General features: G+C 63.0%; 26 protein-coding genes and 1 pseudogene. 19 read left to right on the top strand and 8 right to left on the bottom strand.

Annotated elements, in window-relative coordinates; genetic code table 11:
• Positions 1 to 20 precede the first annotated feature (20 nt).
• The 3 genes and pseudogenes from CGK93_RS11695 to CGK93_RS11705 all read left to right on the top strand — a co-directional run.
• The gene (locus CGK93_RS11695) at positions 21 to 962 is read left to right on the top strand and encodes an ABC transporter permease (protein ID WP_089594974.1); all 942 of its coding nucleotides are present in this window, start codon (positions 21 to 23) and stop codon (positions 960 to 962) included.
• On the top strand, positions 955 to 1713 hold the full coding sequence (locus CGK93_RS11700; RefSeq protein WP_232481287.1) for an ABC transporter permease: 759 nt from the start codon (positions 955 to 957) through the stop codon (positions 1711 to 1713). Before CGK93_RS11695 ends, CGK93_RS11700 begins: the two co-directional genes overlap by 8 nt.
• 69 nt (positions 1714 to 1782) lie before the next feature.
• Positions 1783 to 3357 (top strand): annotated as a pseudogene (locus CGK93_RS11705) (ATP-binding cassette domain-containing protein); the annotation flags it as partial.
• 12 nt (positions 3358 to 3369) lie between these two features.
• Here the strand turns inward: CGK93_RS11705 and CGK93_RS24100 are convergent.
• Positions 3370 to 4182 carry a hydrolase gene (locus CGK93_RS24100; RefSeq protein ID WP_089597412.1) on the bottom strand — a complete coding sequence of 271 codons (813 nt, stop codon included), beginning with the start codon at positions 4180 to 4182 and terminating at the stop codon, positions 3370 to 3372.
• A 220-nt stretch (positions 4183 to 4402) separates the two neighbouring features.
• On the opposite strand from CGK93_RS24100, the gene CGK93_RS11715 reads away from it, so the two are divergent.
• The 5 genes from CGK93_RS11715 (at position 4403) to CGK93_RS11730 (ending at position 7964) form a co-directional block, all read left to right on the top strand.
• Positions 4403 to 5869: an APC family permease gene (locus CGK93_RS11715; protein WP_089594975.1), complete on the top strand. Its 1467-nt coding sequence runs from the start codon at positions 4403 to 4405 to the stop codon at positions 5867 to 5869.
• 18 nt (positions 5870 to 5887) lie between these two features.
• A complete protein-coding gene (locus tag CGK93_RS11720; protein ID WP_332460043.1) occupies positions 5888 to 6358 on the top strand; it encodes a mycothiol transferase in 471 nt (156 codons plus the stop codon).
• Positions 6349 to 6450 (top strand): mycothiol transferase, encoded by a 102-nt coding sequence (locus CGK93_RS24495; protein ID WP_442857045.1) that lies wholly within the window; start codon positions 6349 to 6351, stop codon positions 6448 to 6450. Before CGK93_RS11720 ends, CGK93_RS24495 begins: the two co-directional genes overlap by 10 nt.
• A 106-nt stretch (positions 6451 to 6556) precedes the next feature.
• Positions 6557 to 6763 (top strand): DUF2945 domain-containing protein, encoded by a 207-nt coding sequence (locus CGK93_RS11725; protein ID WP_089594976.1) that lies wholly within the window; start codon positions 6557 to 6559, stop codon positions 6761 to 6763.
• A 4-nt stretch (positions 6764 to 6767) separates the two neighbouring features.
• A complete protein-coding gene (locus CGK93_RS11730; RefSeq protein WP_089594977.1) occupies positions 6768 to 7964 on the top strand; it encodes an NAD(P)/FAD-dependent oxidoreductase in 1197 nt (398 codons plus the stop codon).
• A 48-nt stretch (positions 7965 to 8012) separates the two neighbouring features.
• Here CGK93_RS11730 and CGK93_RS11735 read toward each other — a convergent pair whose 3' ends face one another.
• From CGK93_RS11735 to ligD, 3 genes are all read right to left on the bottom strand, one after another.
• Positions 8013 to 8906 carry a glucose 1-dehydrogenase gene (locus CGK93_RS11735; RefSeq protein ID WP_089594978.1) on the bottom strand — a complete coding sequence of 298 codons (894 nt, stop codon included), beginning with the start codon at positions 8904 to 8906 and terminating at the stop codon, positions 8013 to 8015.
• A 143-nt stretch (positions 8907 to 9049) separates the two neighbouring features.
• A complete protein-coding gene (locus CGK93_RS11740) occupies positions 9050 to 10324 on the bottom strand; it encodes a cation:proton antiporter (RefSeq protein ID WP_089594979.1) in 1275 nt (424 codons plus the stop codon).
• A 1-nt stretch (position 10325) separates the two neighbouring features.
• The gene (ligD, locus tag CGK93_RS11745) at positions 10326 to 11570 is read right to left on the bottom strand and encodes a non-homologous end-joining DNA ligase (protein ID WP_089594980.1); all 1245 of its coding nucleotides are present in this window, start codon (positions 11568 to 11570) and stop codon (positions 10326 to 10328) included.
• Between the two features lie 364 nt (positions 11571 to 11934).
• On the opposite strand from ligD, the gene CGK93_RS11750 reads away from it, so the two are divergent.
• Positions 11935 to 12285, top strand: coding sequence for a DUF3846 domain-containing protein (locus CGK93_RS11750; protein ID WP_089594981.1), 351 nt, complete (start codon positions 11935 to 11937; stop codon positions 12283 to 12285).
• A gap of 83 nt (positions 12286 to 12368) precedes the next feature.
• A complete protein-coding gene (locus tag CGK93_RS11755) occupies positions 12369 to 14117 on the top strand; it encodes a pyruvate dehydrogenase (protein ID WP_089594982.1) in 1749 nt (582 codons plus the stop codon).
• Between the two features lies 1 nt (position 14118).
• On the opposite strand, the gene uvrA is transcribed toward CGK93_RS11755, so the two are convergent.
• Positions 14119 to 16641 carry an excinuclease ABC subunit UvrA gene (gene uvrA / locus CGK93_RS11760; protein ID WP_089594983.1) on the bottom strand — a complete coding sequence of 841 codons (2523 nt, stop codon included), beginning with the start codon at positions 16639 to 16641 and terminating at the stop codon, positions 14119 to 14121.
• Positions 16642 to 16868: 227 nt separating this feature from the next.
• Here uvrA and CGK93_RS11765 point away from each other — a divergent pair, with 227 nt between their 5' ends.
• Positions 16869 to 17270, top strand: coding sequence for a nuclear transport factor 2 family protein (locus CGK93_RS11765; protein WP_232481288.1), 402 nt, complete (start codon positions 16869 to 16871; stop codon positions 17268 to 17270).
• 28 nt (positions 17271 to 17298) lie between these two features.
• On the opposite strand, the gene arfB is transcribed toward CGK93_RS11765, so the two are convergent.
• Positions 17299 to 17718 (bottom strand): alternative ribosome rescue aminoacyl-tRNA hydrolase ArfB, encoded by a 420-nt coding sequence (gene arfB / locus CGK93_RS11770; RefSeq protein WP_089594985.1) that lies wholly within the window; start codon positions 17716 to 17718, stop codon positions 17299 to 17301.
• 104 nt (positions 17719 to 17822) lie between these two features.
• Between arfB and CGK93_RS11775 the strand changes: the two genes are divergently transcribed.
• The 6 genes from CGK93_RS11775 (at position 17823) to CGK93_RS11800 (ending at position 23631) form a co-directional block, all read left to right on the top strand.
• Positions 17823 to 18647: an ABC transporter ATP-binding protein gene (locus CGK93_RS11775; RefSeq protein WP_089594986.1), complete on the top strand. Its 825-nt coding sequence runs from the start codon at positions 17823 to 17825 to the stop codon at positions 18645 to 18647.
• Between the two features lie 44 nt (positions 18648 to 18691).
• Positions 18692 to 19672 carry an ABC transporter substrate-binding protein gene (locus CGK93_RS11780; protein WP_089594987.1) on the top strand — a complete coding sequence of 327 codons (981 nt, stop codon included), beginning with the start codon at positions 18692 to 18694 and terminating at the stop codon, positions 19670 to 19672.
• A gap of 9 nt (positions 19673 to 19681) precedes the next feature.
• Positions 19682 to 21832: an iron ABC transporter permease gene (locus CGK93_RS11785; RefSeq protein WP_089594988.1), complete on the top strand. Its 2151-nt coding sequence runs from the start codon at positions 19682 to 19684 to the stop codon at positions 21830 to 21832.
• Between the two features lie 54 nt (positions 21833 to 21886).
• Entirely contained in the window at positions 21887 to 22282 is a 396-nt protein-coding gene (locus tag CGK93_RS11790) for a hypothetical protein (RefSeq protein ID WP_089594989.1), read from the top strand.
• 72 nt (positions 22283 to 22354) lie between these two features.
• Positions 22355 to 22990, top strand: coding sequence for a dihydrofolate reductase family protein (locus CGK93_RS11795; RefSeq protein ID WP_089594990.1), 636 nt, complete (start codon positions 22355 to 22357; stop codon positions 22988 to 22990).
• The gene (locus CGK93_RS11800) at positions 22987 to 23631 is read left to right on the top strand and encodes an MBL fold metallo-hydrolase (protein ID WP_089594991.1); all 645 of its coding nucleotides are present in this window, start codon (positions 22987 to 22989) and stop codon (positions 23629 to 23631) included. Before CGK93_RS11795 ends, CGK93_RS11800 begins: the two co-directional genes overlap by 4 nt.
• Before the next feature lie 32 nt (positions 23632 to 23663).
• On the opposite strand, the gene CGK93_RS11805 is transcribed toward CGK93_RS11800, so the two are convergent.
• Entirely contained in the window at positions 23664 to 24092 is a 429-nt protein-coding gene (locus CGK93_RS11805; RefSeq protein WP_232481292.1) for a hypothetical protein, read from the bottom strand.
• A 233-nt stretch (positions 24093 to 24325) separates the two neighbouring features.
• On the opposite strand from CGK93_RS11805, the gene CGK93_RS11810 reads away from it, so the two are divergent.
• Both CGK93_RS11810 and CGK93_RS11815 read left to right on the top strand, forming a co-directional pair.
• Complete coding sequence (locus CGK93_RS11810) at positions 24326 to 24808, top strand: pyridoxamine 5'-phosphate oxidase family protein (RefSeq protein WP_089594992.1); 483 nt, start codon at positions 24326 to 24328, stop codon at positions 24806 to 24808.
• A 6-nt stretch (positions 24809 to 24814) separates the two neighbouring features.
• Positions 24815 to 25171: a TraR/DksA family transcriptional regulator gene (locus CGK93_RS11815; protein ID WP_089594993.1), complete on the top strand. Its 357-nt coding sequence runs from the start codon at positions 24815 to 24817 to the stop codon at positions 25169 to 25171.
• A 1-nt stretch (position 25172) separates the two neighbouring features.
• Here the strand turns inward: CGK93_RS11815 and CGK93_RS11820 are convergent, their stop codons facing one another.
• A complete protein-coding gene (locus CGK93_RS11820; RefSeq protein WP_089594994.1) occupies positions 25173 to 25433 on the bottom strand; it encodes a hypothetical protein in 261 nt (86 codons plus the stop codon).
• Positions 25434 to 25440: the final 7 nt, after the last annotated feature.

Raw genomic sequence — 25440 nt, forward strand, 5'->3', positions numbered from 1 at the left:
CTGAGACAACCGAAGCACGTATGATCACGTTCCTTGCGAAGCGGACGGCGACCCTGGTGGTCGCCGTCCTGCTGTCGTCTTTCGCCGTCTTCCTGATTCCTTACGTGACCCCAGGCGATCCGGTCCGGAAAATCATTCGCTCCCGTGTGGCCGGGGATGTGGTGGACGAAGCCACCGTTCAGGCACTGGCGGAAAGCCTGGGGCTCAACGATCCACTTCCCAACCAATATCTGCGGTGGCTGGGTGACTTCTTCACGGGAGACATGGGTTTGTCGCACATCAGCCGTACACCCGTGATTGATCAGGTGCTGCCGGCCTTGGGGATCACCCTCAGCCTTGTACTGGTGGCTTTGGGCACGGCCGTGGTGGTCTCCTTGCCCCTGGGGATTGTGGCGGCACTGAAGCAAGGCAGCAAAACCGACAAACTGATCACCACTGTCACGCAGTCCTTCATTGCCATGCCGGAATACTGGTTGGCACCACTGCTGGTGCTGGTCTTTGCCCTCAAGCTTGCCTGGCTGCCCTCTGCGGGGTGGAACACGGCCTCGTCCATTGTCCTGCCGGCCGCCACGCTGTCCCTCCGGCCCATCAGCTTCTTCACCTCAGCGGTCCGCTCGGGCATGATCGATGCCCTCGAGGCGGAGCACATTCCCGCTGCCCGGGCCCGCGGCCTTAGCCACGTGCAAACTGTCCTGCGGCACGTTGTTCCCAACGGCCTGGTTCCGTTGTCCACGTTGTTCGCGGTGTGGTTCGCGGGACTTCTGGGAGGTTCGGTCATCGTGGAGGTCATCTTCGCGATCCCCGGCATGGGACGTCTTCTCTACGACGCCGTGGTCAACAGTGACATCCCCTTGGCGCAGGGAGGCGTGGTGGTCGTGGTGGCTTTGGCCGTCGCCATCACCACTCTCGCGGACTTCCTGCACCGGATTCTGAGCCCAAAGGTGAGTGGCGCCCTTGCGTAAGCGGTCAGTGTTCGACGGCGCCGCCGTCGTTATTCTCGTCCTGATAGTCGCCGCCGTGGCGGCTGCGCCGTGGCTGGCGCCTTTTCCACCGGACGATCAGAACCTCGCTGCACGGCTCGCGCCACCCAGTGCCACACACTGGTTGGGGACGGACCACCTTGGGCGGGATACGCTCAGCCGCTTGCTCGACGGCGGTCGGTTCTCTTTGGTGGTGGCGGCACTGGCCACGGTCCTGACCGGAATCATTGGTTTGGTGGTCGGTGTGCTCAGCGCGCGGCGGAAGGGCTGGGTAGACGAACTCTTCACCCGTACCAATGATGTGTTGTTGGCGCTGCCGGAGATGGTGGTGGCGTTGTTCATCGTCGCTGCCATGGGCACAGGCTTCACGTCCCTGCTGGTCGCGCTGACCGTGACCGGGTGGACGCCCTTTGCCCGCCTGGCGCGGACGTTGGCCTATGACGTCTCTGCACGCGGATTCGTCGAAGCAGCGCGCGTGGTGGGCTGTTCGCCGTCGTTCATTGTCTTCCGTCACATCATCCCGCACCTCGCAGCCCCGATGCTGGGGCAAGCGACACTCCGTTTCGGGCAGCTCCTGATCAGCGTGGGAGCCCTGTCCTACCTCGGGCTGGGCGTTCAACCGCCACAGTCTGACTGGGGTTCCATGGTGGCAGCGGCCCAGCCCTACGCGGAGCGGGCGCCCTGGGGATCATTGCACCGGGCCTCACCATCTTCCTGGTTGCCCTGTGTGTAACGCTGATCGGTCAGCGGACATCACGGCGGGCAGCGGACCCGGTGGATGTCCTGGTGGTGGAGGGCCAGCATGCCTGAACTGGTTATCGAGAACCTGACGGTGGTGGGCGCAGACGCAGGGCGCCCGGTTCTTTCCGGTGTGAGCCTGGCAGTGCATCCCGGTGAGTTCGTAGCGCTCGTGGGAGGTTCGGGGTCGGGCAAAACCATGACTGCCCGCTCCGTCCTGCAGTTGCTGCCGCAGCAATTGCGGATCGCCTCGGGGTCCATCCATGTGGGCTCCGTCGATGTGACCCGTGCCCCTGAAACTGAACTGAACCGCATCCGGGGTGGCCGGCTGGGGATGCTGTTCCAGCAGCCCAAGAAAATGTTCAACCCCAGCAAGACCATCCGTGCCCATCTAGGTGAACCCCTCCGACTCCATGCAGGCCTGCGCGGCAAGGGTGCGGAGGCGAAGGTGCTGGAGCTGCTGGCTGAAGTGGGGTTCGAGGATCCACAGTGGGGCGCCCGGGCCTACCCGCACCAACTTTCCGGTGGCATGGCCCAGCGTGCCATGACAGCCATGGCCCTGGCGGGCCAGCCTGGAATCCTGCTTGCTGACGAACCGACGTCCGCTTTGGACAAGGTCCTGGAACGCCAGATCCTGCAGTTGCTGGACCGCGAACGGAGCCAGCGTGGTCTGGGGATTCTCTACATCACGCACAACCTTGCCTCTGTTGCGGCCTTCGCAGACCGCGTCCTGGTGATGGACGCAGGGAAGATCGTGGAGTCGGGCACCACTGAGGAAGTGCTGGGAAGTCCGAAGATTCCGTACACGCAAAAGCTTTTGGAAGCATCGAACCTCCTGCCATCAGGGACTGTGAAGCAGGTGCACCCAGAGCGGAGCGTCCTCACCCTGAACAGCGTGGTGAAGAATTTCGGCCGCAGCCGGCGGGGTCGCAGTCCGGCACTGGATGCTGTTTCCCTCGAGCTGAAAAAGGGTGAGATCCTGGGGGTGCTCGGCCAGTCAGGGTCCGGGAAAAGCACCCTTGCCCGGGCCATCGTTGGTCTGGACGGAATCAGCAGCGGCAGCATCACCCGGGCTCTGTCGGCAGACCGTCTTACCGATCCGACTGCCGTTCAACTGGTGTTCCAGGAACCACATGACGCCTTCGACCCCCGCATGACGCTCCGTGCCAGCCTGGAAGCACCCTTGCCACGGGGGCTCCCGTCGAGCGAGAGAACCCGGCGGCTGCACGACGCCATGACAGAGGTTGAACTGGAACCCAGGCTGTTGGACAGGCGCCCGGGCCAATGCTCCGGCGGCCAGTTGCAGCGGGTCACCATCGCAAGGGCGCTCCTGATGGAGCCGGAAGTGCTCATTTGCGACGAAGCAACGTCCGCGCTGGATGCGCTGACACAAAGAACCATCCTTGACCTGCTGCAACGCCTTCACCGCGAGCGGGGACTGTCCCTGATGATGATCACCCACGACATGGACGTGGTGCGCCACATGTGCCAGCGCGTCGCCGTCCTCTACCAAGGGCGGTTGGTGGAACTCACCGACACCGACAAGTTCTTCGCTGACCCGCAGCACCAGCACAGCAAAGACTTGGTCTCGGCGGCGATTCCCTGCAGGGGACTGCACCTGAAAAAGATGAGGACTGCCCCTAGCGGCAATTCACGTCAGATGATCAAAGTCTCCCCGCACCCAGGCCGCATGCCGTTCAGCGGAATCGTGCAGAACGACTTTGGCTCCGGACGCTATGACGTTGTTGAAATTACCGTAGATGCGATCGAACTCAAGGGTGTCCAACTGCGCGGCGATCCGCGACACCACGGCTCCGGACAGCGGCAAGCGGTTCGGGTAGCTACGCATGAAGGAGATGGAGCGGCGATCCGGATTGGGAAACACGCTGTCACCGGTCAGCAGAACCCCCATGCCGGCTGCTCCGGCCGCCCAGTGCGCCACGGCGCTGCCGGGAAAGTGTCCGCCGGTTTGGTGCAGGGTCAGCCCGCCCGCGATCGACGTGCTCCCAGACCAGTAGACCATGTTGGGATCATCGCGTCCCAGCCATTGGCGGTCTGCCTCAGCCACCCATACCGGGGCGCCGCCCAGCCGCCGCGACCATTCGACCTGCACGCCGAACATGTGGGGATGGCTGGCGGCGATCGCCAGCACAGGTCCGTGCTCCAGCACCGCGTTCACAGCGTCGTCGTCGATGTAGCCCACCGGATCCCAGAGCAACGAGCCCTGCGACGTCACCACCAGCTGGGCTGTCTGGCCGATGCCCACCTTCGGGTCGGTGCTGATGCCGAGGAGACCTGGCTCGTTTTCTGAGAACGATATCCGCTGGCCGGCCGTCCTGAGCTGGTCAAGGCTGAGCCACTGCTGCCCGTCCTCAGGGACGTACTGCCGTTCGTCGGCGCAGATGGGGCAGACCTCGGGAACGGGTTCATCACGTTCCACCGCACAGGCAGCGCAAATCAGCATGGATGGTCCTTTCGGAGCTGTCGGTTTTATTCGGCCCGCCGCCCGCTCTCCGTCGTCCGCCGCAGGCTGGTGGGCCCAGAATATTGCACGCGCGCGAGTCTGCGGAAGGGCAGGTTTTCGGGTCCGACGGTGTTGCCAAAGTCAACGGACAGGCTCACAGTGGGTTACGTCAGGTCACGAACACGATCAGGGAACCGTGTATCCGCCGTGGAGGTCAACCATGAGCACCACATCCGACGACATCTACCAAGCTTCACCCCCGGACGAAGAACCACAACTCAAGCGGGTTCTGGGACCCAAACTCCTGCTCCTCTTCATCGTGGGCGACATTCTCGGAGCGGGTGTTTACGCGGTCACCGGGACGATGGCAGGGACAGTGGGCGGCATTGTCTGGCTGCCGTTCCTTCTGGCCTTCATCGTGGCGACGCTGACGGCTTTTTCCTACTTGGAACTGGTGACGCAGTACCCTCAGGCGGCGGGTGCAGCCCTGTATACGCACAAGGCATTCGGGATTCACTTTGTCACGTTCCTTGTGGCGTTCGCCGTGGTGTGTTCCGGCATCACCAGCGCGTCAACATCCGCGAATGTCCTCGCCCAGAATCTGTTCGGGGGCCTGGAGGTCAACGGGTGGATGGGCGCGCCGGACAAAGGAATGATCACGCTGGTCGCCATGGCCTTCATGGTGTTGCTGGCAGTGATTAACCTCCGCGGGGTTGGCGAAAGCGTGAAGTTCAATGTGGTGCTGACCGCCGTTGAGGTACTCGCCCTGTGCATTGTGATCGGCGTCGGGTTCTTCGTGATGGCGCAGGGAACAGGAAACATTCAAGAAATCACGGTGTTCACCGATTACCAGGACAAGGGGTTGTTCCTGGCTGTTACGGCCGCCACGTCCATTGCCTTTTTTGCCATGGTTGGATTCGAAGACTCGGTGAACATGGTGGAGGAGACCAAGAACCCGGAGCGCATCTTTCCCCGAACCATGTTGACAGGCCTCGGCATCGCGGTGTTGCTCTACATGCTGGTAGCGGTGTCTGTTGTCAGTGTGTTGTCGCCCACCGAATTGGGGGAGATCAGGGAATCCGAAGGGGCGGCGCTCCTCGAGGTCGTCCACAAGGGCTCCCCGGATTTCCCGATCGATAAGATCTTTCCGTTCCTGGCAGTCTTCGCAGTGGCCAACACCGCCTTGATCAACATGCTGATGGCGAGCCGGCTGATCTATGGGATGGCCCGCCAGCATGTCCTGCCCCGCGGCCTGGGCAAGGTGTTGCCCGGACGCCGTTCACCGTGGGCCGGCATTACTTTCTCCACCGTGCTGGCTTTGGGACTGATCTGGTACGTCAGCATCGATCCGGACAGCAACATCGTGGCCAACCTTTCGGGGACAACCGCTTTTCTGCTGTTGTGCGTCTTCACTGTGGTCAACGTGGCGTGCGTGGTGCTCCGCCGCAAGAGGGACCCGGACCGCAAGGTGTTTTTCACCTCGCCCGGTCAGTTGCCATGGGTGGCCGCCATCCTCTGCGCCTTCCTTGCTGGTCCCTGGGTGGGCAGGAACCCCATCCAGTACCAGGTGGCCGGCGGGCTCATGGCCATTGGTGTTGTGCTCTGGTTCATCACGTGGCTGATTACCAGAAAATCCGCTGCGTCGGCAGGGCCACGCGACCGGGAGCAGGGAACTCCTTCCGGATGAATCACGAGGAGAGTCGCTGTGAACGATCAAGCAGCCATTACCGAACCGGTCAACGCCGAGCCTCCGCTGGACGGCGATGAAGCCGCCACCCTGCTTGGCTTCCTTGAACGGCAGAGGGCGACGTTCGCCTGGAAGACAGGCGGGCTTGACCGGGACAGCCTTAGCGCCCGGCATGCACCGTCGTCGTTGACTTTGGGCGGGCTGCTCAAGCACCTGGCCCGTTTCGAGGACGATATGTCCACCGAGTGGCTTCATGGCCGCAGGCAACTGCCCCCGTGGAACTCCATTGATTGGGACGCTGACCCCGACTGGGACTGGAACTCCGCTGCCGGGGACTCGCCGGAGGAGTTGTATGAAAGGTGGCGTGACGCTGTTGCCCGTTCCCGGGTGTTGTTCGAAGCAGCTATGGCAGAAGGCGGCCCGTCCCGGCAAGGCAGCATCGCATCCCGTCCGGACATCGAGTTGCCTGCCTGCGCTATATCCTCTTGAACATGATTGAGGAATACGCCCGGCACAATGGCCATGCAGACCTTATCCGCGAATCAGTGGACGGTCTCGTCGGCCAAGACCCGCCCGGCTGATCCTGCCTCCACCAACGGTCGCAGGAGGGTTCCGCGAAAAAGATCATCATGCTTACTATTGTGGAGCGCTTGAAGTCAGAGCTGAACACCACACATTGGAGCGGACATGGCACTGGGCAAGGGAACGCGCGTGGAGTGGAATACCTCCCAAGGCAAGACGCACGGAAAGATTGTGGAGAAGAAGACCAGCGACTTCGTTCTGGACGGCAACACCCACCGAGCCACGGAAGACGAGCCGCAATTCGTGGTGGAATCAGACAAAACCGGCGCACGGGCGGCGCACAAAGCCGCCGCTTTGACCGAAAAGAACTAGCGATATGTCCCATCAACACGATGTAGCCATCATCGGCGGGGGCAATGCGGGAGTCTCGCTCGCGGCCCGGCTGACCAGGTACGGGGTCAAGAATATTGGCCTCATTGAACCCAAGGACCATCACCTCTATCAGCCTCTGTTCTCCCACATCGCCGGCGGCAGGGCTGCGGTCAAGGAAGCTACCCGCAGCCAGGCATCCGTGATGCCCAAGGGAGTCGCCTGGATCAAAGACCATGCGGTGGACGTGGACACCACGGCCAACACGGTGGTGCTGGCCTCAGGCAGCACCGTTGGCTATCAACACCTGGTGGTGTGTCCCGGGCTCCAGTACCGATGGGATTCAGTGCCGGGCTTGGCCGAGGCTGTCCATTCCCCGTACGGAGCGTCCCACTACGAATTCGAGCTCGCACCCAAGGTCTGGTCACTTCTGAGCAGTGTGCGGTCCGGCACAGTGGTTTTTACCATGCCATCAGGACCCGTTAAATGTGGGGGTGCCAGCCAGAAACCGATGTACCTGGCGTGTGACTACTGGCGGGAGCAAGGTGTCCTGGACAAGATCCGGGTGGTGATGGTGCAGCCCTATCCCACCGTTTTTGGCATCCCCGAGGTGGACAGGGAGCTTGAGCGGAAAATTGCTGAATACGGCATTGAGCTCCGGACGAACAGCGAATTGGTGGCCGTGGACGCTGTCGGCAGGCAAGCGACCATCCGCAACAATGTCACCAACACCACTGAGGACCTGACGTACGACGTCCTGAACGCCGTCCCGCCCCAGTCTGCGCCGGAGTGGCTCAAAGCTACGGATCTTCCAGCCCCTGGGCGGCAGGACGGATTCGTCCAGGTGGACACCGAAACGTTGCGCCACGTCCGCCACTCCAACGTGTGGGCTCTGGGCGACGCTGCAGCCACCACCAACTCCAAGGCCGGCGGTGCGCTACGCAAGCAGACCAAGGTGCTGGCGAAGAACCTCGTAGCGGTCCGCCAGGGAAAAACGCCCGCGATGAAGTACGACGGCTACTCCGTATGCCCCTTCACTGTTTCGCGCACCACGGTGGTCTTCGCTGAATTCGACGACCACTATCGCCCCATGCCTACCATCCCGAAAGTGCCCACGTGGAAGGAAAGCCGGGTGTCGTGGTGGGTGGACCGCATCATGTTCCCCCAGGTCTACTGGCACATGATCCTCAAGGGCAGAGCTTGAGGACGAGTCCATTCCCACCACGTCAGCCAGGCAGCTGCAGGTTCCCGGCTAGGGCGTGGGGCTGCCACCGTTGACGTTGAGGGTTTCGCCAACTACGTAGCTGGATTCGGGCGAAGCAAGGAACACGTACGCCGGGGCAAGCTCCGCCGGCTGGCCGGCGCGGCCCAGGGGAGTGGAGTGTCCGAACTCCGGCAAGGCCTCTTTGGGCTGGCCGCTGCTCACCTGCAGCGGGGTCCAGATGGGGCCGGGTGCCACCGCGTTGACGCGGATGCCCTTGGGGGCGAGCTGTTGGGCCAGGCCCTTGGTGAAATTGTTAATGCTGGCCTTGGTGGTTGCATAGTCCACCAGTGTGGGCGAAGGGTTGTAGGCCTGGATCGATGTGGTGTTGATAATGGTTGAACCGGCGGGCAGGTGGGGCAGGGCAGCCTTGGTCAGCCAGAACATGGCGTACACATTGGTCTTCTGTGTGTGGTCGAATTGCTCATCGGTGATGTCTGCGAGGTCTTCCTGTGCCACTTGCTTGCCTGCGTTGTTGACCAGGATGTCCACTCCGCCGAGGACGGCGACGGCGGTGTCCACTATTTCCTGGCACATAGCGGAATCTTTAAGGTCGCCGGGCACCTTGACGGCCTTGCGGCCCGCGGCTTCAATGATGCCGGCGATCCGGGCGGCATCTTCTTCCTCTTCGGGCAGGTAGGAAAGGACGACGTCGGCGCCCTCCCTCGCGAAGGCAATGGCCGTCGCCGCGCCGATGCCCGAGTCCGCGCCGGTAACGATCGCCTTGCGGCCCTGCAGCCGGCCGGTTCCGCGGTAGGTCTCCTCGCCAAGATCCGCTGTGGGGGTCAAATCGGCGTCCAATCCTGGCTCGGGTTGGTGCTGCTTCGGTGGGGAAATCTGCTCGTAGGCGGTGACAGGGTTTCGGAACGTGTACTGGTCAGTCATGGTGGTCCTCCTGTTGTCTACGGGAGAAGCGCTGCGGGTAACGCGCCCCTAAAGCTAAGGAAGCTTATGAATCCACCCTAAGCATGCCTGGGTTCGTGTGCAAAACCTGATGGTGAGTCCCTGCGGCCCATCACTTGCTGCGCCTAGGTGCCGCTGCCGGAAGCGCTCGACGGCGGGAGGTCGCCGTCGTGCTTCTGTTGGATTGGGTGCGGACTGCTGTCCGACGGTAGTGCCGCCGCAGGGGCCGTTGTGGCCTTGTGCTGGAGTTGCAGCAGGGCCAACAGGGGGAACAGCAGAACGGAGAGCATTCCGGCGCCTACAAGAGCGGAGGAGAATCCGCTGGTGATGAATCCCTGCTCCCGTCCGATGGTGGTCACGGCCACGATGATGGGCAGCCCCGTTGCCCCGAACAGCAGGATTGCCCGCTTATGGGCCCATGACGAGCCCTGGGGCGCTGCCAGCAAGGACGGCAGGCCGCGGATGACCAGCAGGAGGACCAGGAACAGCGGGACCAAAGCGAGGGTAGCAGGGCTTGACGTCAGCGCGCCGAGGTCAAAATCAATACCGGTATCGATGAAGAAGATGGGCACCAGGAATCCGAAGGCGACTGCATCGATTTTTGTTTCAATGACCCGTCGGTCAGCTTCGGGAGCCCGCGCGATGGTCACCTGCCAGAGGACGCCGGCCGCAAAGGCGCCAAGCAGCATGTCCAGCCCCAGCACCATGCTCAGGACAACCAGCGAGCTGAGGACCAGCATGATGGACCGCATGGCGAACTGGCTGCTGGTATGGAGGGTCCTGGTGACCTGGGCGTGAAAGAGAGTGTGCCGGGCCTTTGAAGCGAAGAAGATGGACACGCCGGTCAGGAGGACAAATCCCACTAACACCACTGAGGCCGTTCCCACTTGCTTCCCGGTGAAGAACAGCGAAATCGCAATCAGGGGACCGAACTCGCCCACGGCACCCAAGGCTGCCACTGCAGTGCCGATGGGGGAGGTGGATTCGCCGGCATCGCGGATGATGGGCAGCAGTGTCCCCAATGCTGTGGAGCACAAGGCCACTCCGATGATGACGGCGGCCTCGGGAGCGGGAGCCAGCACAAAGCCTGCGCCGACTCCGGCTGCCAGGGAGACCACCCATCCTGCCGAAGCGCGTTTGATCGGGCGCCCGCGGATTGCGGTGAAGTCGATTTCGTTCCCTGCAACGAAAAACAGCATTGCCAGCCCGAAATCCGCCAAGGTGTCAGTGAACGGAGTGGATTCGATCCAGCCCAGCAAGCTGGGGCCAAGCAGGATCCCCAGGACAATTTCGAAGACCACGATCGGCACCTTGACCACGGGATCAAGCAGACCAACGGCTATGGGAGCTACAACTGCCAACGCTGCGATGAGGACCAGTGACGCGGACAGGCCTTGCATGTCAGGCCCCGGGCCGTCCGGGCCAAGCCTTGCCCGCCCAAGGATCGTAGTCGGCAAGGAGTTCCCGCTGCGGCGGGCGCTCGCTGTCAGGAACGTGCTGCAGGTTGACCCGAACCCTGTACCAGAGCGAACTGGATCCCCTCATCCCGTCAATGAGGACATCTGCCGGGTGCAAGGCGGAGACGAGGTCCGGGTGCCGTTCTTTCCATTCTTCCAGCGCGGCGAGGGCCTCTGGTTTTGTTTTGGTGCGGGCAACCTCGATGAGCGGCATCGTGGACCTCCGGCGGCCTGAGCCGTCCCCGCTCCGCGGAGCCTTTTCCGCCGGACCCAGCTCGGCAGCCAACGCCAGCAGCCCGTCGAGTGACCCCACGGCGTGGTCGATGCCGGCGTGGGGATCACCCACATCGGCATAGCGGCCAGGGACAGTGAGGACCGTAAACTGGTTTGGCCGGGCTGAACGTACTTCTGCCCAGGTCAATGGCGTTGAGACGCGGGCATCGGGGAGTGACCGGACCGAGTAGGCGGAAGCAACGGTTCGGTCCTTGGCGTTCTGGTTGAAGTCGACGAACACGCTTTCACCCCGTTCCTCTTTCCACCATCTGGCGGTGGCGAGCCCCGGAGCGCGGTTCTCCACCTCACGGGCCAGGGTTTCAGCGGCAAGACGCACCTCGCGGTAGGACCAGTCCGGCGCGATCCGCACCAGGATGTGAAGCCCGCGCGAACCGCTCGTCTTCGGCCATCCCACCAACCCGACGTCGTCGAGTACGTCTTGCGCGACGTATGCGGTATCCACGATCTGTGACCAATCCACTCCCGGCATGGGGTCGAGGTCCACGCGAAGCTCATCAGGGTGCTCCAGGTCCTCGGCGCGGACGGGGTGCGGATTGAGGTCAAGGCAGCCAAGGTTCACTACCCAGGCCAAGCCCGCGGCGTCCCGGATGACCGTTTCTTCAGCGGAGGTTCCGGAGGAGTATTGGAGCGTAGCTGTGTCGATGAACGGCGGATGGTTTTCCGGCACGCGCTTTTGGAAGAACGGCTCTGCATCGATGCCTTTGGGGAAGCGCTTAAGGACCATCGGCCGGCCGCCGGCTCCCCTCAGCGCACCATCTGCCACCTCAAGGTAGTAGCGGACCAGATCGAGTTTAGTCAGCCCGGGTTCCGGGAAAACCACTTTGTCCGGATTCGAGACACGAACCTCGGCGCCGTCAATGTCGAGGATCTCCGCGGGGGTCTTGGAGGGGCTCATGCGGTCACGCTAGCAACGAACGGCTGTCCCAGCCAGAGGAATCGAAGAAAAAGTGGTTCCATGCCGTTACCGCACCCACCGGAATTGCAGAACTGGCGTTTAAATTAAAAGTAGGTATGGTGATAGTGAAGCACCTAGGAATGGAGTGATTGGATTGTCAGGAAAGTCCCCAAACGGAGCAAAGTCGAAAAAGTCTGGAAAGACCATATTGGAGAAGCGTGCGGAAAAGAGGGCAAAGGCTGAGGGTAGCGAAAACGTCTTCTCCAAACCGCGAAAGAACCAGAGGTAGCCATAGGTCCGGCAAGTCCTCGCAAGGACGGATCAGACGTGATGGATTAATCGTTGAGGTTATGAAAGTGCATCAATGAAACAAAAAGTCTTGGCACTTATTGTGCCTGCCCGGATATCTTCACCCATTGGATTGGAATGGATTGGGTATGGTCTGGACCTTCGGCAGAAATTGGTAAAAGGTAATGTCGGGACAATTAACGGAAGGGGTTGGCACGTTTTCCTGAATGATGAGGCCGAGTTCATTCCCCTGCCCCTTAACCCGCGCGCAGAGGTGTTGATCCGCGAAGCGGGCCTTCAGGTTGAGGACACCATCAGTGGCGACGCAATCTTCCTCGGCCATGCAAGCAACGGTGAGGACACCTGCGTCCCGGAACACTTGTTGACCATGGCGGAGCGCCTCTTCGAGACCCGTTTGGCGGCCTAGTGGCCATCCAGCCGATGCAAAGGCAATCCGACTATATTTGGCCATGTCAGCCCACCACCATCCTCTGAGGGAGTCTGCACACTATGGCCAAGGAACTCGCCACCCAGCTCATCGAACAACTCCAGGCTGCCGGCGTGCAGCGGATCTACGGAATCGTTGGTGACAGCCTCAACCCGATCGTGGACGCTGTTCGCCAGACCGGGGGTTCGGCGAAGGGAGGCATCGACTGGATCCATGTCCGCCACGAGGAGGCGGCAGCTTTCGCCGCAGCTGCGGAGGCGCAATTAACCGGCAGGCTTGCCGTCTGCGCAGGATCGTGCGGCCCCGGCAATTTGCACTTGATCAACGGCCTGTACGATGCCAACCGCACTGGAGCCCCGGTGCTGGCCATCGCCTCGCATATCCCCAGCAAGCAGATCGGCAGCGGCTTCTTCCAGGAAACGCATCCGGACCGGCTGTTTACGGAATGCTCGGTGTATTCGGAATTGATCAGTACCGCCGAGCAGGCACCACGGGTCATGCACAGTGCCATCCAGAACGCCATTGCCCTCAGGGGAGTCTCGGTGGTCACCCTCCCGGGCGACATCGCCGGCCTCGAAGCCACGGTCCCCACGCCGGCGCCTGCCACCTTCCGGCCCGCAACAGTGGTGCCCGATCCTGCGAGCGTCCAGGACTTGGCCAAGGCCATTAACGACGCCGATAAGGTGGCTGTTTTCGCCGGTGCCGGCGTTGCAGGGGCCCACAGGGAACTCATGGCGCTGGCAGAGCTCATCAAAGCTCCCATTGGCCACTCCCTCCGGGGCAAGGACTTTGTTCAATACGACAATCCGTTCGACATTGGCATGACCGGGTTGCTCGGCTACGGTGCTGCAGCGGAGGGCATCGAGGACGCAGACCTGCTGATCCTGCTGGGTACCGACTTCCCCTACGATCAATTCCTCCCGGATACCCGGACAGCCCAAGTGGACCGGGCCGCGCAGCGGCTGGGCCGGCGGACCGACGTCGATATTGCCGTCCACGGCGACGTCCTGCCAACCCTTCAAGCGCTGCTGCCACTGATCCAAGCGAAGAAGAACCGCCGGTTCCTGGATCAGATGCTCAAGAAGCACGACCGCCTGATGAACAAAGCCGTGGGCGCCTACACCCGCAAAGTGGAGAAGAAGCAGCCGATACACCCCGAGTACGCTGCCTCCTTGCTGGACCAGGTTGCAGCAGAGGACGCCATCTTCACGGCTGACACCGGCATGTGCAACGTCTGGACCGCGCGCTACATCAACCCGTTGGGCACGCGGCGACTGATCGGTTCCTTCCTTCACGGCTCCATGGCCAACGCCCTGCCGCACGCGATTGGTGCGCAAGTGGCATATCCCGGCCGGCAGGTGGTTTCAGTCTCCGGTGATGGCGGCCTGTCCATGTTGCTGGGTGAGCTCATCACGGTTGCCGCGCACAAGTTGCCCGTGAACGTGGTGGTGTTCAACAACTCCACCCTGGGCATGGTCAAGCTGGAGATGCTGGTGGACGGGCTCCCTGACTTCGGCGTGGACGTCCCGGACGCAAACTACGCCGGGGTTGCCAAGGCGTTGGGCTTCCACGCAGTGCGCGTCACGGATCCAGCGGACATCGAGGCTGCGTACCGGGAGGCGTTTGCACACCCTGGACCGTCACTGGTGGAGCTCATCACGGATCCGAACGCCCTGTCCATTCCGCCGAAGATCTCGGGGTCCCAGGTGATTGGATTTGCTACTGCCATGTCCAAAGTGGTCCTGAACCGGGGTGCAGGCGAGGCCGTGAGCATGGCCCGCAGCAACCTGCGCAACATCCCGCGGCGCTGACTCACTGCCGGAACGCGGCAGCCAGGTACGGGGCCGTCCGACTTTCCGTTGAGCGCGCGACGACGGCGGGCGGGCCGGTGGCGATCACCTTGCCACCTGCGTCGCCGCCGCCGGGACCCAAATCGATCACCCAATCTGCGTCCGCCACCACGGCCATTTCGTGCTCCACCACGATCACGGTGTTGCCGGCGTCGACGAGCCTGTGAAGCTGCTTCATCAGCAACTGCACGTCAGCGGGGTGCAATCCCGTGGTGGGTTCGTCCAGCAGGTACAGGGTGTGCCCGCGCTGGACGCGCTGAAGTTCGGTGGCGAGTTTAATGCGTTGGGCTTCGCCGCCGGACAGCTCCGTGGCAGGCTGCCCCAACCTGAGGTAACCCAGTCCGACTTCCTGCAAAGTTTGCAGGCTTCGCGAGACGGACGGGAGATCCGAGAGGAACCCGGACGCTGTCGAAACGGTCATGCCCAGGACCTCGGCGATCGTCCGGCCACGGTAGGTAACTTCCAGGGTCTCCGGGTTAAAACGGGAACCGTTGCACTCGGGGCAAGGGCCGTAGCTTCCTGGCAGGAACAGCAACTCCACCGCCACGAAACCTTCTCCCTGGCACGTTTCGCAGCGACCCCCGGCGACGTTGAACGAGAACCTTCCTGCACCGAAACCCCGGGCGCGGGCGCCGGCAGTGGCCGCGAATTCCTTCCGCACACCATCGAAAAGGCCCGTATAGGTGGCCAGGTTGGAGCGCGGCGTGCGGCCGATGGGCCTCTGGTCCACTTTCACGAGGCGATCGAGATGGTGCAGCCCGGACACGGCCGCAGTCCCCGTTGCCGCGGCGGGCGACCCGCTGTCCGTGGACTCCGGATGCAATTCGGCGCTGACAACATCGGCCAGAACCTGGCTGACCAACGTGGACTTACCCGAGCCGGAAACGCCCGTCACAGCTGTGAGTACACCCAGGGGAAAATCGACCGCAAGCCCGCGGAGGTTGTGCCGGGTGATTCCTCGAAGCTCCAGCGATTCATCCCATGAGCGGGCCGCACCTTTACCCGCACTGCTGCCGTCAGGGAAAAGGAAGGGCCTGGTTACAGAGTCCGGCACATCTTCCAGACCGCCCACGGGACCGCTGTAGAGGACCTGCCCGCCGCCCTCTCCGGCATGCGGTCCGACATCCACCAACCAATCGGCGGCCCGGACGAAGTCCATGTTGTGCTCCACAACAAACACCGAGTTCCCGGACGCCTTGAGCTGGTTGAGCACCTCAAGCAGGGGTTCGGCATCAGCTGGATGAAGCCCGGCGGACGGTTCGTCCAGCACGTAAATGACGCCGAACAACCCGGAGCGCAGCTGCGTGGCAATCCTGAGCCTTTGCATCTCGCCGGGGGAGAGCGTGGGTGTTGCGCGCCCCAGTGCCAGGTAGCCCAGGCCAAGGTCCAGGAGCACGGTAACCCTGGCGAGCAGGTCCCGCGTGATGGCGACTGCCACCTCGTTGCTTTCTCCGGACGTCTGGGTACGGGACGCCGTACCCGCGGCGGTGAGCTCGGCGGTGGGCCTGATGATCTCTGCCAGTTGGGTCATTGGCAGGGCGTTGAGCTCTGCGATGGTCTTTCCGGCGAAGGTGACTGCGAGCGCGTCTGGCCTGAGTCCGCTGCCGTCGCACCGTGGGCATCGGCCGGTCTCCATGAACCGCAGGACCCGGTCCCGCATGGTGGTGCTCTTGGAGTCCGCGAGTGTGTGGAGGACGTAGCTTTTGGCGCTCCAGAACCGTCCTTTGTAGGGTTTGGCAACGCGGTCGCGTTGGGGTGTCACTTCCACCACCGGCTGTTCCTCAGTGAAGAGAATCCAGTGTCGGTCCTTTTTCGGCAGTTTTTTCCACGGTGTGTCCACGTCGTAGCCCAGGTGGGTGAGGATGTCCCGGAGGTTCTTGCCTTGCCAGGCGCCCGGCCACGCGGCTATGGCGCCGTCGCGGATGCTGAGGGAGGGGTCGGGAACCAAGGATGATTCGCTGACGGTGTGCGCAACGCCCAGGCCGTGGCACTCGGGGCATGCTCCGGCGGCGGTGTTGGGGGAGAATGCGTCTGAGTCCAGTTGCTTGGCGCCTTGCGGGTAACGCCCGGCCCGGGAGAACAGCATGCGCAGCGAGTTGGAGAGGGTTGTCACTGTGCCCACGCTGGAACGTGCGGTCGCGGTGCCGCGGCGTTGTTGGAGCGCGACGGCGGGTGGCAGCCCGGTGATGGTCTCCACCTTGGGGTTGTGGCCCTGTTGGATCAGGCGGCGGGCGTAGGGAGCCACGGATTCGAAGTAGCGGCGCTGTGCTTCGGCAAAGATGGTGCCGAAGGCGAGGGAGGATTTTCCGGATCCGGAGACGCCGGTGAAGGCGACGATCGCATCCCTGGGCACGTCCACGTCAACGGTGCGGAGGTTGTTTTCGCGTGCTCCCCGTACTCGGACGAAGCCATCCTCGGGGTCGGTAGACGGCGTTGCCGGCACCTCGGGAACGGGCCGCTGGGAATTTGTCAGTACACTGTCCATTTCTATGACTCTAGCGGCGTTCGCGGCTGGTCGCTTCGATGGGGCCTGCTTCCAGCCTCGGCGCTAAGGGGCGGGAATGATGAAATCGTGCCTACCGGCAGGTGCCGCTTTGATGTGGTGGTCGAGGGATCCGCGCGCTCCACTCCGAACTGAAACTGATCAAGAAGAACTGATCCGGGCCACTCAAACGCTAGTGCATGAGGGTCCCCAGGAGGACAATGCGGATCATGGCTGACGAAACCCTGGATGAACAGCGCACCAACGAGAACGTGGTCAAGCGGCTGATCGACTGCATCAACAATCGTCGTATCGAGGTCATGGATGAGCTGTTCCATGACGACGCCGTGATGCATTGGCCTCAATCCGGGGAAGTGGTTCGCGGGGCGGAGAACCGCAGGGCCATCTACAGTGCCTTCCCGCAACTCCCCACCATTACGCCGCGCCGCCTCCTGAGCGGCGGCAACCTGGTGACGGCTGAGGCCTTGCTGGACTATGGCGGACCTGCCTATGAGACGGTCTTCATCTTCGAATTCCGCGACGGCAGGATTGCCAAGGAAACCGCCTACTGGAGCGAAGCCTTCCAAGCTCCAGAGTGGCGCGCGCAGTGGGTTGAGGACACCAAGGCCTAGTCAGGCTCGGTGTCGCCCGCAATCTGCGCTACTCGGTTGGAGGCCGGCGTCGTTGCTGCTTGGTGGCGGACCTGAGTTCCTTGGCTGCGCGGTGCCGGCGGGCCGAGCCGCGGGTGGGTTTGGAGGGGCGGCGAATGGCTTCCGGGACAAGGCCCGTCCTGACGATGTCAGCAAGTTTGGCCAGTGCGATCTCGCGGTTGCGCAGCTGTGACCGCTCCTCGGCGGCCGACACTGTGATCACTCCGTCAACGAGTCTCGGCCCCAGGCGCCTGAGCAGCAGCTGGAGCTGCCCATCCGTCAGGGCCGCCGTTTTAGCAACGTTCCACATCAGTTCGGCCCGGCTGTCAGTGGTGTTGACGTGCTGGCCACCGGGTCCCGACGACCGCGAAAACCGCCAGGACAACTCCGAGGCGGGAACCGTCACTGTGGGGGAGATATCCAGGTCCATGACTCAAGCCTTGCACGCCCTGAGCCTTCCGGAGTCAGCGAGTGCAGGGACATCCCCCGACACGGTTTTAGAAATTAGGTAAGCCTAAGCTAATCTTTCGTTTTGTGATTGAACAGAGTGAACTTTCCGGGCTTGAAGCCACAGACCTGGTCCTCCGCTACGGAGACAAGGACGTGGTGCACGGTGCCGGGCTCCGCCTGGAGCCAGGCCGCATCGTGGCCTTGGTGGGTCCGAACGGCAGCGGCAAGTCCACGCTGCTCCGTGCGCTCGCCCGGCTGCATGAGGCCTCCTCCGGAACTATCAGGGTCCGGCCTGACGGTGGAGAAGCATCGGATGCGCTGATGATGAAGCGCAGTGACTTCGCCCGCCATGTAACGTTGCTGTCGCAGAGCCGGCCCGTGCCGCACGGACTGAGCGTTCGTGACGTCGTGGAGTTCGGCCGCCATCCGTACCGCGGACGGTGGCGTGCTGCCGATCCCGAGGGACCCGCTGCTGTCCACCGCGCCATGGAGCTGACAGGCGTAGCTGAACTTGCTGATCGTGGTGTCCAGGAACTTTCCGGCGGGCAACTGCAACGGGTGTGGTTGGCAAGCTGCCTGGCCCAGGACACGTCGGTGTTGCTCCTCGATGAACCAACCAACCACCTGGACCTCCGGTACAAGGTGGAGATCTTTGACCTGGTGTACGACCTCGCCCGCGTCCACGGTGTGGCGATTGGCGTGGTCCTGCACGACCTCGATGAAGCCGCAGCGCTGGCCGACCACGTGGTGGTTCTCTCGGAGGGTCGGATTGCAGCAGCGGGCCCAGCCCACGAAGCCCTCGACGCAGCGCTGTTGAGCGACGTCTATTCAATCCCCATCGTGACCCACACTGATCCGCTGACCGGCAGGCTGCGCACCCGCGCGGTGGGCCGGCACAACGACAGTTGAAGACTTCCAATACAACGTCAGCACCCCAACACGAAAGGGACCCCGTGTCCATGAAGATCCACAAGGCATTGGCTGCCACTGCTGCCCTGGCAGTCCTGCTCACCGGCTGCGGTACTACTGAAGGACCTGCCAGCCAGGCGTCCAACACCGCCGCTGCCGGCGAAGCCATCACCGTGACCGACGCCCGCGGCACCGAGGTCAAGCTCGACGGCCCAGCCAAGCGCGTGGTGGGCACGGAATGGAACGTGGTGGAGAACCTGACCACCCTCGGCGTCATGCCGGTAGGCGTTGCAGACGTCAAGGGCTACAGTGCCTGGGTTACCGCCGGCAAGCTGGACAGCACTCCCACGGACATCGGAACCCGCAACGAGCCCAGCTTCGACACCATCGCGTCCCTCGATCCTGACCTGATCGTGGCGACCACTGATCTTGCCGAACCAGTCATCAAGCAGCTCGAAGAGTTGGCTCCCGTTGTTGTGGTGAAGTCCGCCGATGGCAGCCGCCAAATTGCGCAGGCTGAAGACAACTTGAAGCTGGTCGCCAAGGCAACCGGCACGGAGAAGAAGGCTGACGAGGCCATCGCAGCTTTTGATGCCGCTGTCATCAAGGGCAAAGCTGAATTTGAGAAGGCCGGCCTTGGCGGTGCCCGCGTGGCGTTCGCCGACGGCTGGGTTGCTGACGGCAAGGTTTCCATCCGCCCCTACACCAAGGGCTCCCTGCTGGCTGACATCAATACCGAACTGGGACTCGTCGACCCTTGGACAGTTGAAGGCGACCCTGCGTACGGCTTGGGCTCCACGGACGTCGAAGGCCTGACTGCCCTCAATGCCGACCACTTTGTGTACATCACCAACAGTGCCGACGGTGACTTCACCGAGCAGTTGACCGACAACGCCGTGTGGAAGTCCCTTCCGTTCGTGACCTCCGGCAACGTGCACCGCCTTTCTGATGGCATCTGGATGTTCGGTGGCCCTGCCTCGATGACCCAGTATGTCGACGCGATCGTCGCGTCCCTCACCAAGTAGTCCTACCCCATGACCGACACTGTGAAGAGGCCCGCCATGACCGTACACACGGCCGTGGCGGGTACTCCGGTCCCCACGCCGCCCACCGGACACGGCGCCCGCCAAGGCGCCCGGCGTCTTTCCGGCCCGGTCCTTGTGGCTGCCTCCGGGATGGTTGCCTTGGTCCTGTTGTCGGCGCTCCACCTCACGCAAGGAACGGCCGACGTCGGCCCGTTGCAGTTGCTGGGGCTGGTCACTGGTGGCGGAACTGACCAGGAAACCGCAGTGTTGGTCGCCTCGCGCATACCGCGGCTTTTCGCCGGCCTGTTGGTCGGCGTCGCGTTGGGGGTGGCCGGTGCGGCACTGCAGTCGGCCACCCGCAACGTTCTTGCTTCCCCGGACACTCTGGCGGTCAACGCCGGAGCCCACTTTGCGATCGTGGCAGTGGCCGCGTTCGGGCTGACGCTGCCGGCGCTGCTGTCCGGTGGTATTGCCTTCATCGGCGGACTTGCTGCGGCAATGCTGGTTCTGGCGTTGTCCGGTGGGGGAGCGAACGGCAACGGCGGTCCCATCCGTTTGGTGTTGGCCGGCACGGCACTGGCCCTCGGCCTGCATTCGGCCACCAGCGCGCTGTTGCTGTTGTTCAGCCAGGAAACCACCGGACTCTACGCCTGGGGGCAGGGCAGCCTTGCCCAGTCACGCACCGATGAACTGATCCAGTTCACACCGGTCATTCTTCTGGGCATTGCAGGCTTGTTCCTCCTCGCCCGCAGGATGGATTTACTCGGCCTGGGCGACGACGCCTCCCGGCTGGCAGGTGCGGATCCGCGTCTGGCCCGGGTTGGCGCCGTCGTACTTGCCGTCGTCCTGTCCGCATCGGCGGTAACCATCGCCGGGCCGATTGGGTTCGTGGGCCTGTGCGCCCCGGCAATTGTTCGGCTGCTGGCCTCCCGGCTCCGCGGCCTTGGCCGGCACCGGGCGTTGCTGCCCATCTCCGGTTTGGCCGGTGCAGTGGTGGTCATCGGAGCCGACGTTCTTGTCCGTGGCCTCTTCGGCGCCCAAGCCGGCGTCGAAGTCCCTACCGGTGCAGTCACCACGGTCTTCGGCGCCGTCTTCCTGGTGGTCCTGGCCATGCGGATGTCCGACGCCGGGTTGAGCGTTGCAGGCGACGCGTTGGCGCGGCTACGATCACGCCGGTTCTTCCTCACAGTGTTGATCGGGCTGCTGGTGGTGCTCACTGGCTTGCTGGTGGCCGGAGCGCTGCTGGGTGATGCGAAACTCCTGCTCGGTGATCTGGTCAATTGGCTCACGGGCCAGTCCGGAAACCGTGTCAGTGCCGTGCTGGGTACGCGCATGCCGCGGGTCCTGGCGGCGGTTCTTGCCGGAGCTGCACTGGCTCTTGCCGGTGCGCTCATCCAGGCAGTCTCCCGGAACTCCCTGGCCGAGCCTGGAATCCTGGGGGTCTCCGGCGGCGGCGGACTGGCAGCAATCATCGTCATCACCACCGTCCCGGCTGCCGGCTCGTGGGTGATCACCGGCTCCGCGCTGGGCGGCGCCGCATTGTCGGCGCTGCTGGTCTTCGGCCTCGCCTTCCGCGGAGGACTGCAACAGAACCGCCTGGTGTTGATAGGCATCGGTGTCTCCGCAGGATTGGCCGCGATGATTACCGTCCTCCTGGTGAGTACGGACCCGTTCAACCAGACGAAGGCGCTGACGTGGTTGTCCGGCTCCACGTATGGCCGCAATTTCGCGTCGGTCCTGCCGCCGCTCCTTGCTTTACTGGTCTCGATACCTGTGCTGGCTGGAATGCGGCGGGACCTGGACCTCATTGCGGTGGATGATGATTCTCCCCGCGTGCTGGGCATTGGGCTGTCCGGATCACGCCTGCTCCTGCTCTCAATCGCGGTGCTCTTGACGGCGGGTGCCGTTTCATCGGTGGGCGTGATCGCGTTCGTCGGCCTGGTGGCCCCCCACGCTGCCCGTACTTTGGTGGGGGCGCGGCACTCCCGCGTCCTTCCGGTGGCCGCCCTCATTGGGGCCGGCACTGTGGTCTTCGCAGACGTGATTGGCAGGACTGTCATCGCTCCCGCGCAGATTCCCGCGGGCATCATGACGGCTCTGGTGGGAGCACCGTACTTCGTTTATCTGTTGTGGCGCTCCCGGGTAGACCGCAACGTCTGACCTCCCGCTTCATGACCTCCCGGACAGCGGCCTCCAGCACATAGGATCGACAGTATGGCCGGTACCGTGGACGTTCTTGGCCCCATTCTGGAAATGATGACCTGGGTGGGGTTCGTCCCGGGTGTGCCGTTGCTGATCAGTGCCTGGATCATCGCCAAGCGCCGATGCGTTTGGGTGACCGCGGACGGTGAACGCTTTGCCGCGGGCGGATTCATGGGCCTCCACTGGGTTGACCAGTCAGATGAGGAACGCAAAGTCCTGTTGGACGTCCCTGCCGGCGCCGGAGGCTATGAGCCCCGGGCGGTGGTGGTCCACTACGACGTCTGCCATCCTTCGCGATGCTCGCTTGAACCACCACGGCACGACCATACAGTGCTGATTGTCGGTTGGATCCTCACTGGAGTCGGCATCCTGAGCACGCTTGGTGGATTTGCCCTCCTGGTGCTTTAATCCTAGACCCCTTGAATGGCTCTCCGCTCCGGGGCTAGCATGTCCCGCACGGTAGATCCGAGGAGGCAGCCCATGAGCGAGTCAACCGTAAGCGGGCCATCGGCAACCCTGATGGTGGACCTGATCATCTCCCTGGACGGCTACGCCTCCGCAGAGGGGTGGCCTGGCTGGTGGGGCCTTGAGGGCCCTGAGTACTTGGCCTGGCTTGAGGAGGAAGGCAAGAAGGACCTCACCATGCTGATGGGCGCCAACACGTATCGGGTGATGTCCAGCATGTCCGAGCAGGCGTCGGGGGATGGATCCGGGTTTTCCGAGGAGGAAGGCGCCAGCTTGTCAGGTCTGGCGGCCATGCCCAAAGTCATCTTCTCCTCCACCCTCACAGAACCCTTGGCCTGGCCCAATTCGGAGTTGGTGTCCGGCGATGCCGTTGAAGCAGTGAGGGAAATGAAGCGGACGCGCACGGGCACGTTGAGCACCCTCGGCAGCCTCAGTCTGTGCCGGTCATTGCTGACGGCCGGTTTGGTGGACAGGTATCGGCTGGTGGTTTTTCCCGTCATCACCGGCAAGACCGGGCAGGAACGGATTTACGATGGCTACCCGGACGTGGCACTTGAGATGGTGGACAGCCGGACCTTTGATGGGAGGTCCCAACTGCTGGAGTACATCCCGAGGGTTATCGACGGACCTCCGGGAAGCCGGCAGCCATGAGCCGGGCACTGGAAACGATCGTCCAGCAAGTGCATCTGCCCGCTGGAATGGCTGGACCGGACAAGCTCAGCTTCGACGTACGCTGCTTCGTGCTCCCCATCGCTGAAGGAATTGTCCTGATCGATACGGGCCTGGCCGGCAGTATCGTCGAGATCGAACTGGCGCTGGACCGGGTTGGCGCGGGCTGGAGTGACGTCTCGGACGTCGTGCTTACGCATTCGCATCCGGATCACGTTGGCGGTTTGGACGACGTCCTGTCCAGGACGACGGGAGTTGCGGTGTGGGCCGGCGACGGCGAGTCCGACGCCGTGGTCCCGGGCGGACTGTTGCAGCCAGCCTCTGATGGCCAGCAGATCCGCGGGTTGCGGGTTATCCGGACACCCGGGCATACCGAGGGCCACCTCAGTTTGATGTTGGAAGATGAGGGCTTGATGTTCGTGGGCGACACCGTGGGTGTCATGGACGGGACCATGGTGCGACCACCCGCCCCATTCACGGCTGACCCAGCGGAGGCCGAACGTTCGCTCTGGAAGATCGCCGACATGTCTCCGGACAGGATGGTGTTCTCCCACGGTGCCGAACTCCGGGATGCGGGCTCCCGGCTGCTCGCTCTGCTCGAGGAGCCCTCAGTCGCTCCGTAGCGGCTGGGGGCTTCGTTGGGGAAACAGGATTTTCACCGTGGTTGCTGGACCCGATTGTCAAAGAAGGGCGCCAGGCAGTCCGCGTAGTGGCTCATTGCTTCGGAAAAGGTGAGGAGCCGGATGGTCTCCGGCTGGGCAGTTTCCGTTGCGTCGGCGTGCGCTTCATCAACAAGGCACAGCAGCGGTTCTGCGCTGAAGCCGTTCGCGGTCAAAGTGGCAATTCCCCAAGGATGGTCGGGATCGGCTACTGAGATGCCTGCTGCGTCAAAGGTATCCCTGAGGACATTGCCCGTCACGGTCCGCCATGACTGAAGGTACGGCGGCCTCAGTTGTTCAATAAGATCCTCATCCTTGGCCGCATAGGCTGAGCCCAGTGCTGTGGTGAGGCCGTCCCACTCCTGGGCGTCGCGGACCATGAGGTGCGCGGCCCGCAGGTGGGCAAGTGTTTCGTCCAACGTCATGGCAGTCCCCAAACTTCCCGTCGTTTGCGTGCCCCGTGGAGGCATGCCTGACCGCCGTCGGCCGTCATCATCAAAGAGAACGGACAACAGGCCGCCATGATTCCCGGCAGGCCACGTCCTGTGCATTCCTGGCCTTTTACCGACATTCCTTGGCCGCCTAGTAAATCAGTAGTCTTACTATTAGGCTGACCGTTTGGGGACAGTCCCCGGCACGGAAAAGAGCGAGGCGAGGAATGACTGAAGAGCAGGACATCAAGAAGGTCACGGACATCATCAACGACTCCAGGATCGGAATGTTGACCACCATCAACCAAGACGGCGCACTGGTCAGCCGTCCGCTCGCCGTTCAGGACGTCAAGGACGACGGCGACATGTGGTTCTTTGCGGGACTGGACACCTCGCAGGTGGCGCATGTCCGGCAGGATGCCCGGGTAAATGTGTCCTTCGGCAAAAACACGGAGTGGGTGTCGGTGGCCGGTACCGCCGAAGTTGTCACGGATCGCCAGAAAATCCGCGATCTGTGGAACCAAGTGGTGGAAGCCTGGTACCCGGATGGGCCGGACACTCCGGAGGTTTGCCTGCTGCACGTCGATTCGGACTCGGCAGAATACTGGACCAGCCCGGGTGGAACAGCCGCCACGGTACTTCAGTGGGTCAAGTCCAAGGTCACCAACTCCCGGTTCAGCGTGGGCGAGAGTGGGACAGTGGAACTCTGAACAGCCGTGGAGGACGCAGAACGGTTCAGGGTCCTCCTTGAGGAGGAGCGGGACCACAAAGTGAAGCTGGTGAAGGCGCTGCGCAGCGACATCACCTCTGTGAGCCTTGCACGGCAGGACTCCAACGTGGACGACGAACATGATCCCGAGGGCAGCACCATAGCGTTCGAGCTTTCGCAGGCCGAAGCCCTCCTGGAACAAAGCCGCGCCGGCCTGGAGGAGATCAACGCTGCCCTGGAACGCATTGCCGAGGGCAGCTACGGAAGGTGCCAGGAGTGCGGGGCGGCCATTCCGGAGGCCAGGCTCGAGGCCCGGCCGTGGACGCCCTTCTGCGTGGAACACGCCTCCGGCCGGCGACGGTGAGCTACCCGGACATGCCCGGCGAGACGGGAATGAACTCGATGGTTTGCTGGACCTTCTTCCGGGGTCCGCGGTTGAACCCTTTCGCGTCAAGGTTGTTGCCGGCGCGATAGGCAGCCAGCGCTTCATCGTAAATGTCGTTGAGCCGTTGCCCGGTGAAAACTTCCTGGGTTCCGTCAGTGAAGAGTACGGACACCGAGGCACCGCCCGGGAAGTGTCTCTTCATCCGGACGAAGCCTTCGGGGTCTTGCTGCAGGGAGATCAAAAGTGGA

The organism is Arthrobacter sp. YN (assembly GCF_002224285.1).
Lineage (GTDB): Bacteria > Actinomycetota > Actinomycetes > Actinomycetales > Micrococcaceae > Arthrobacter.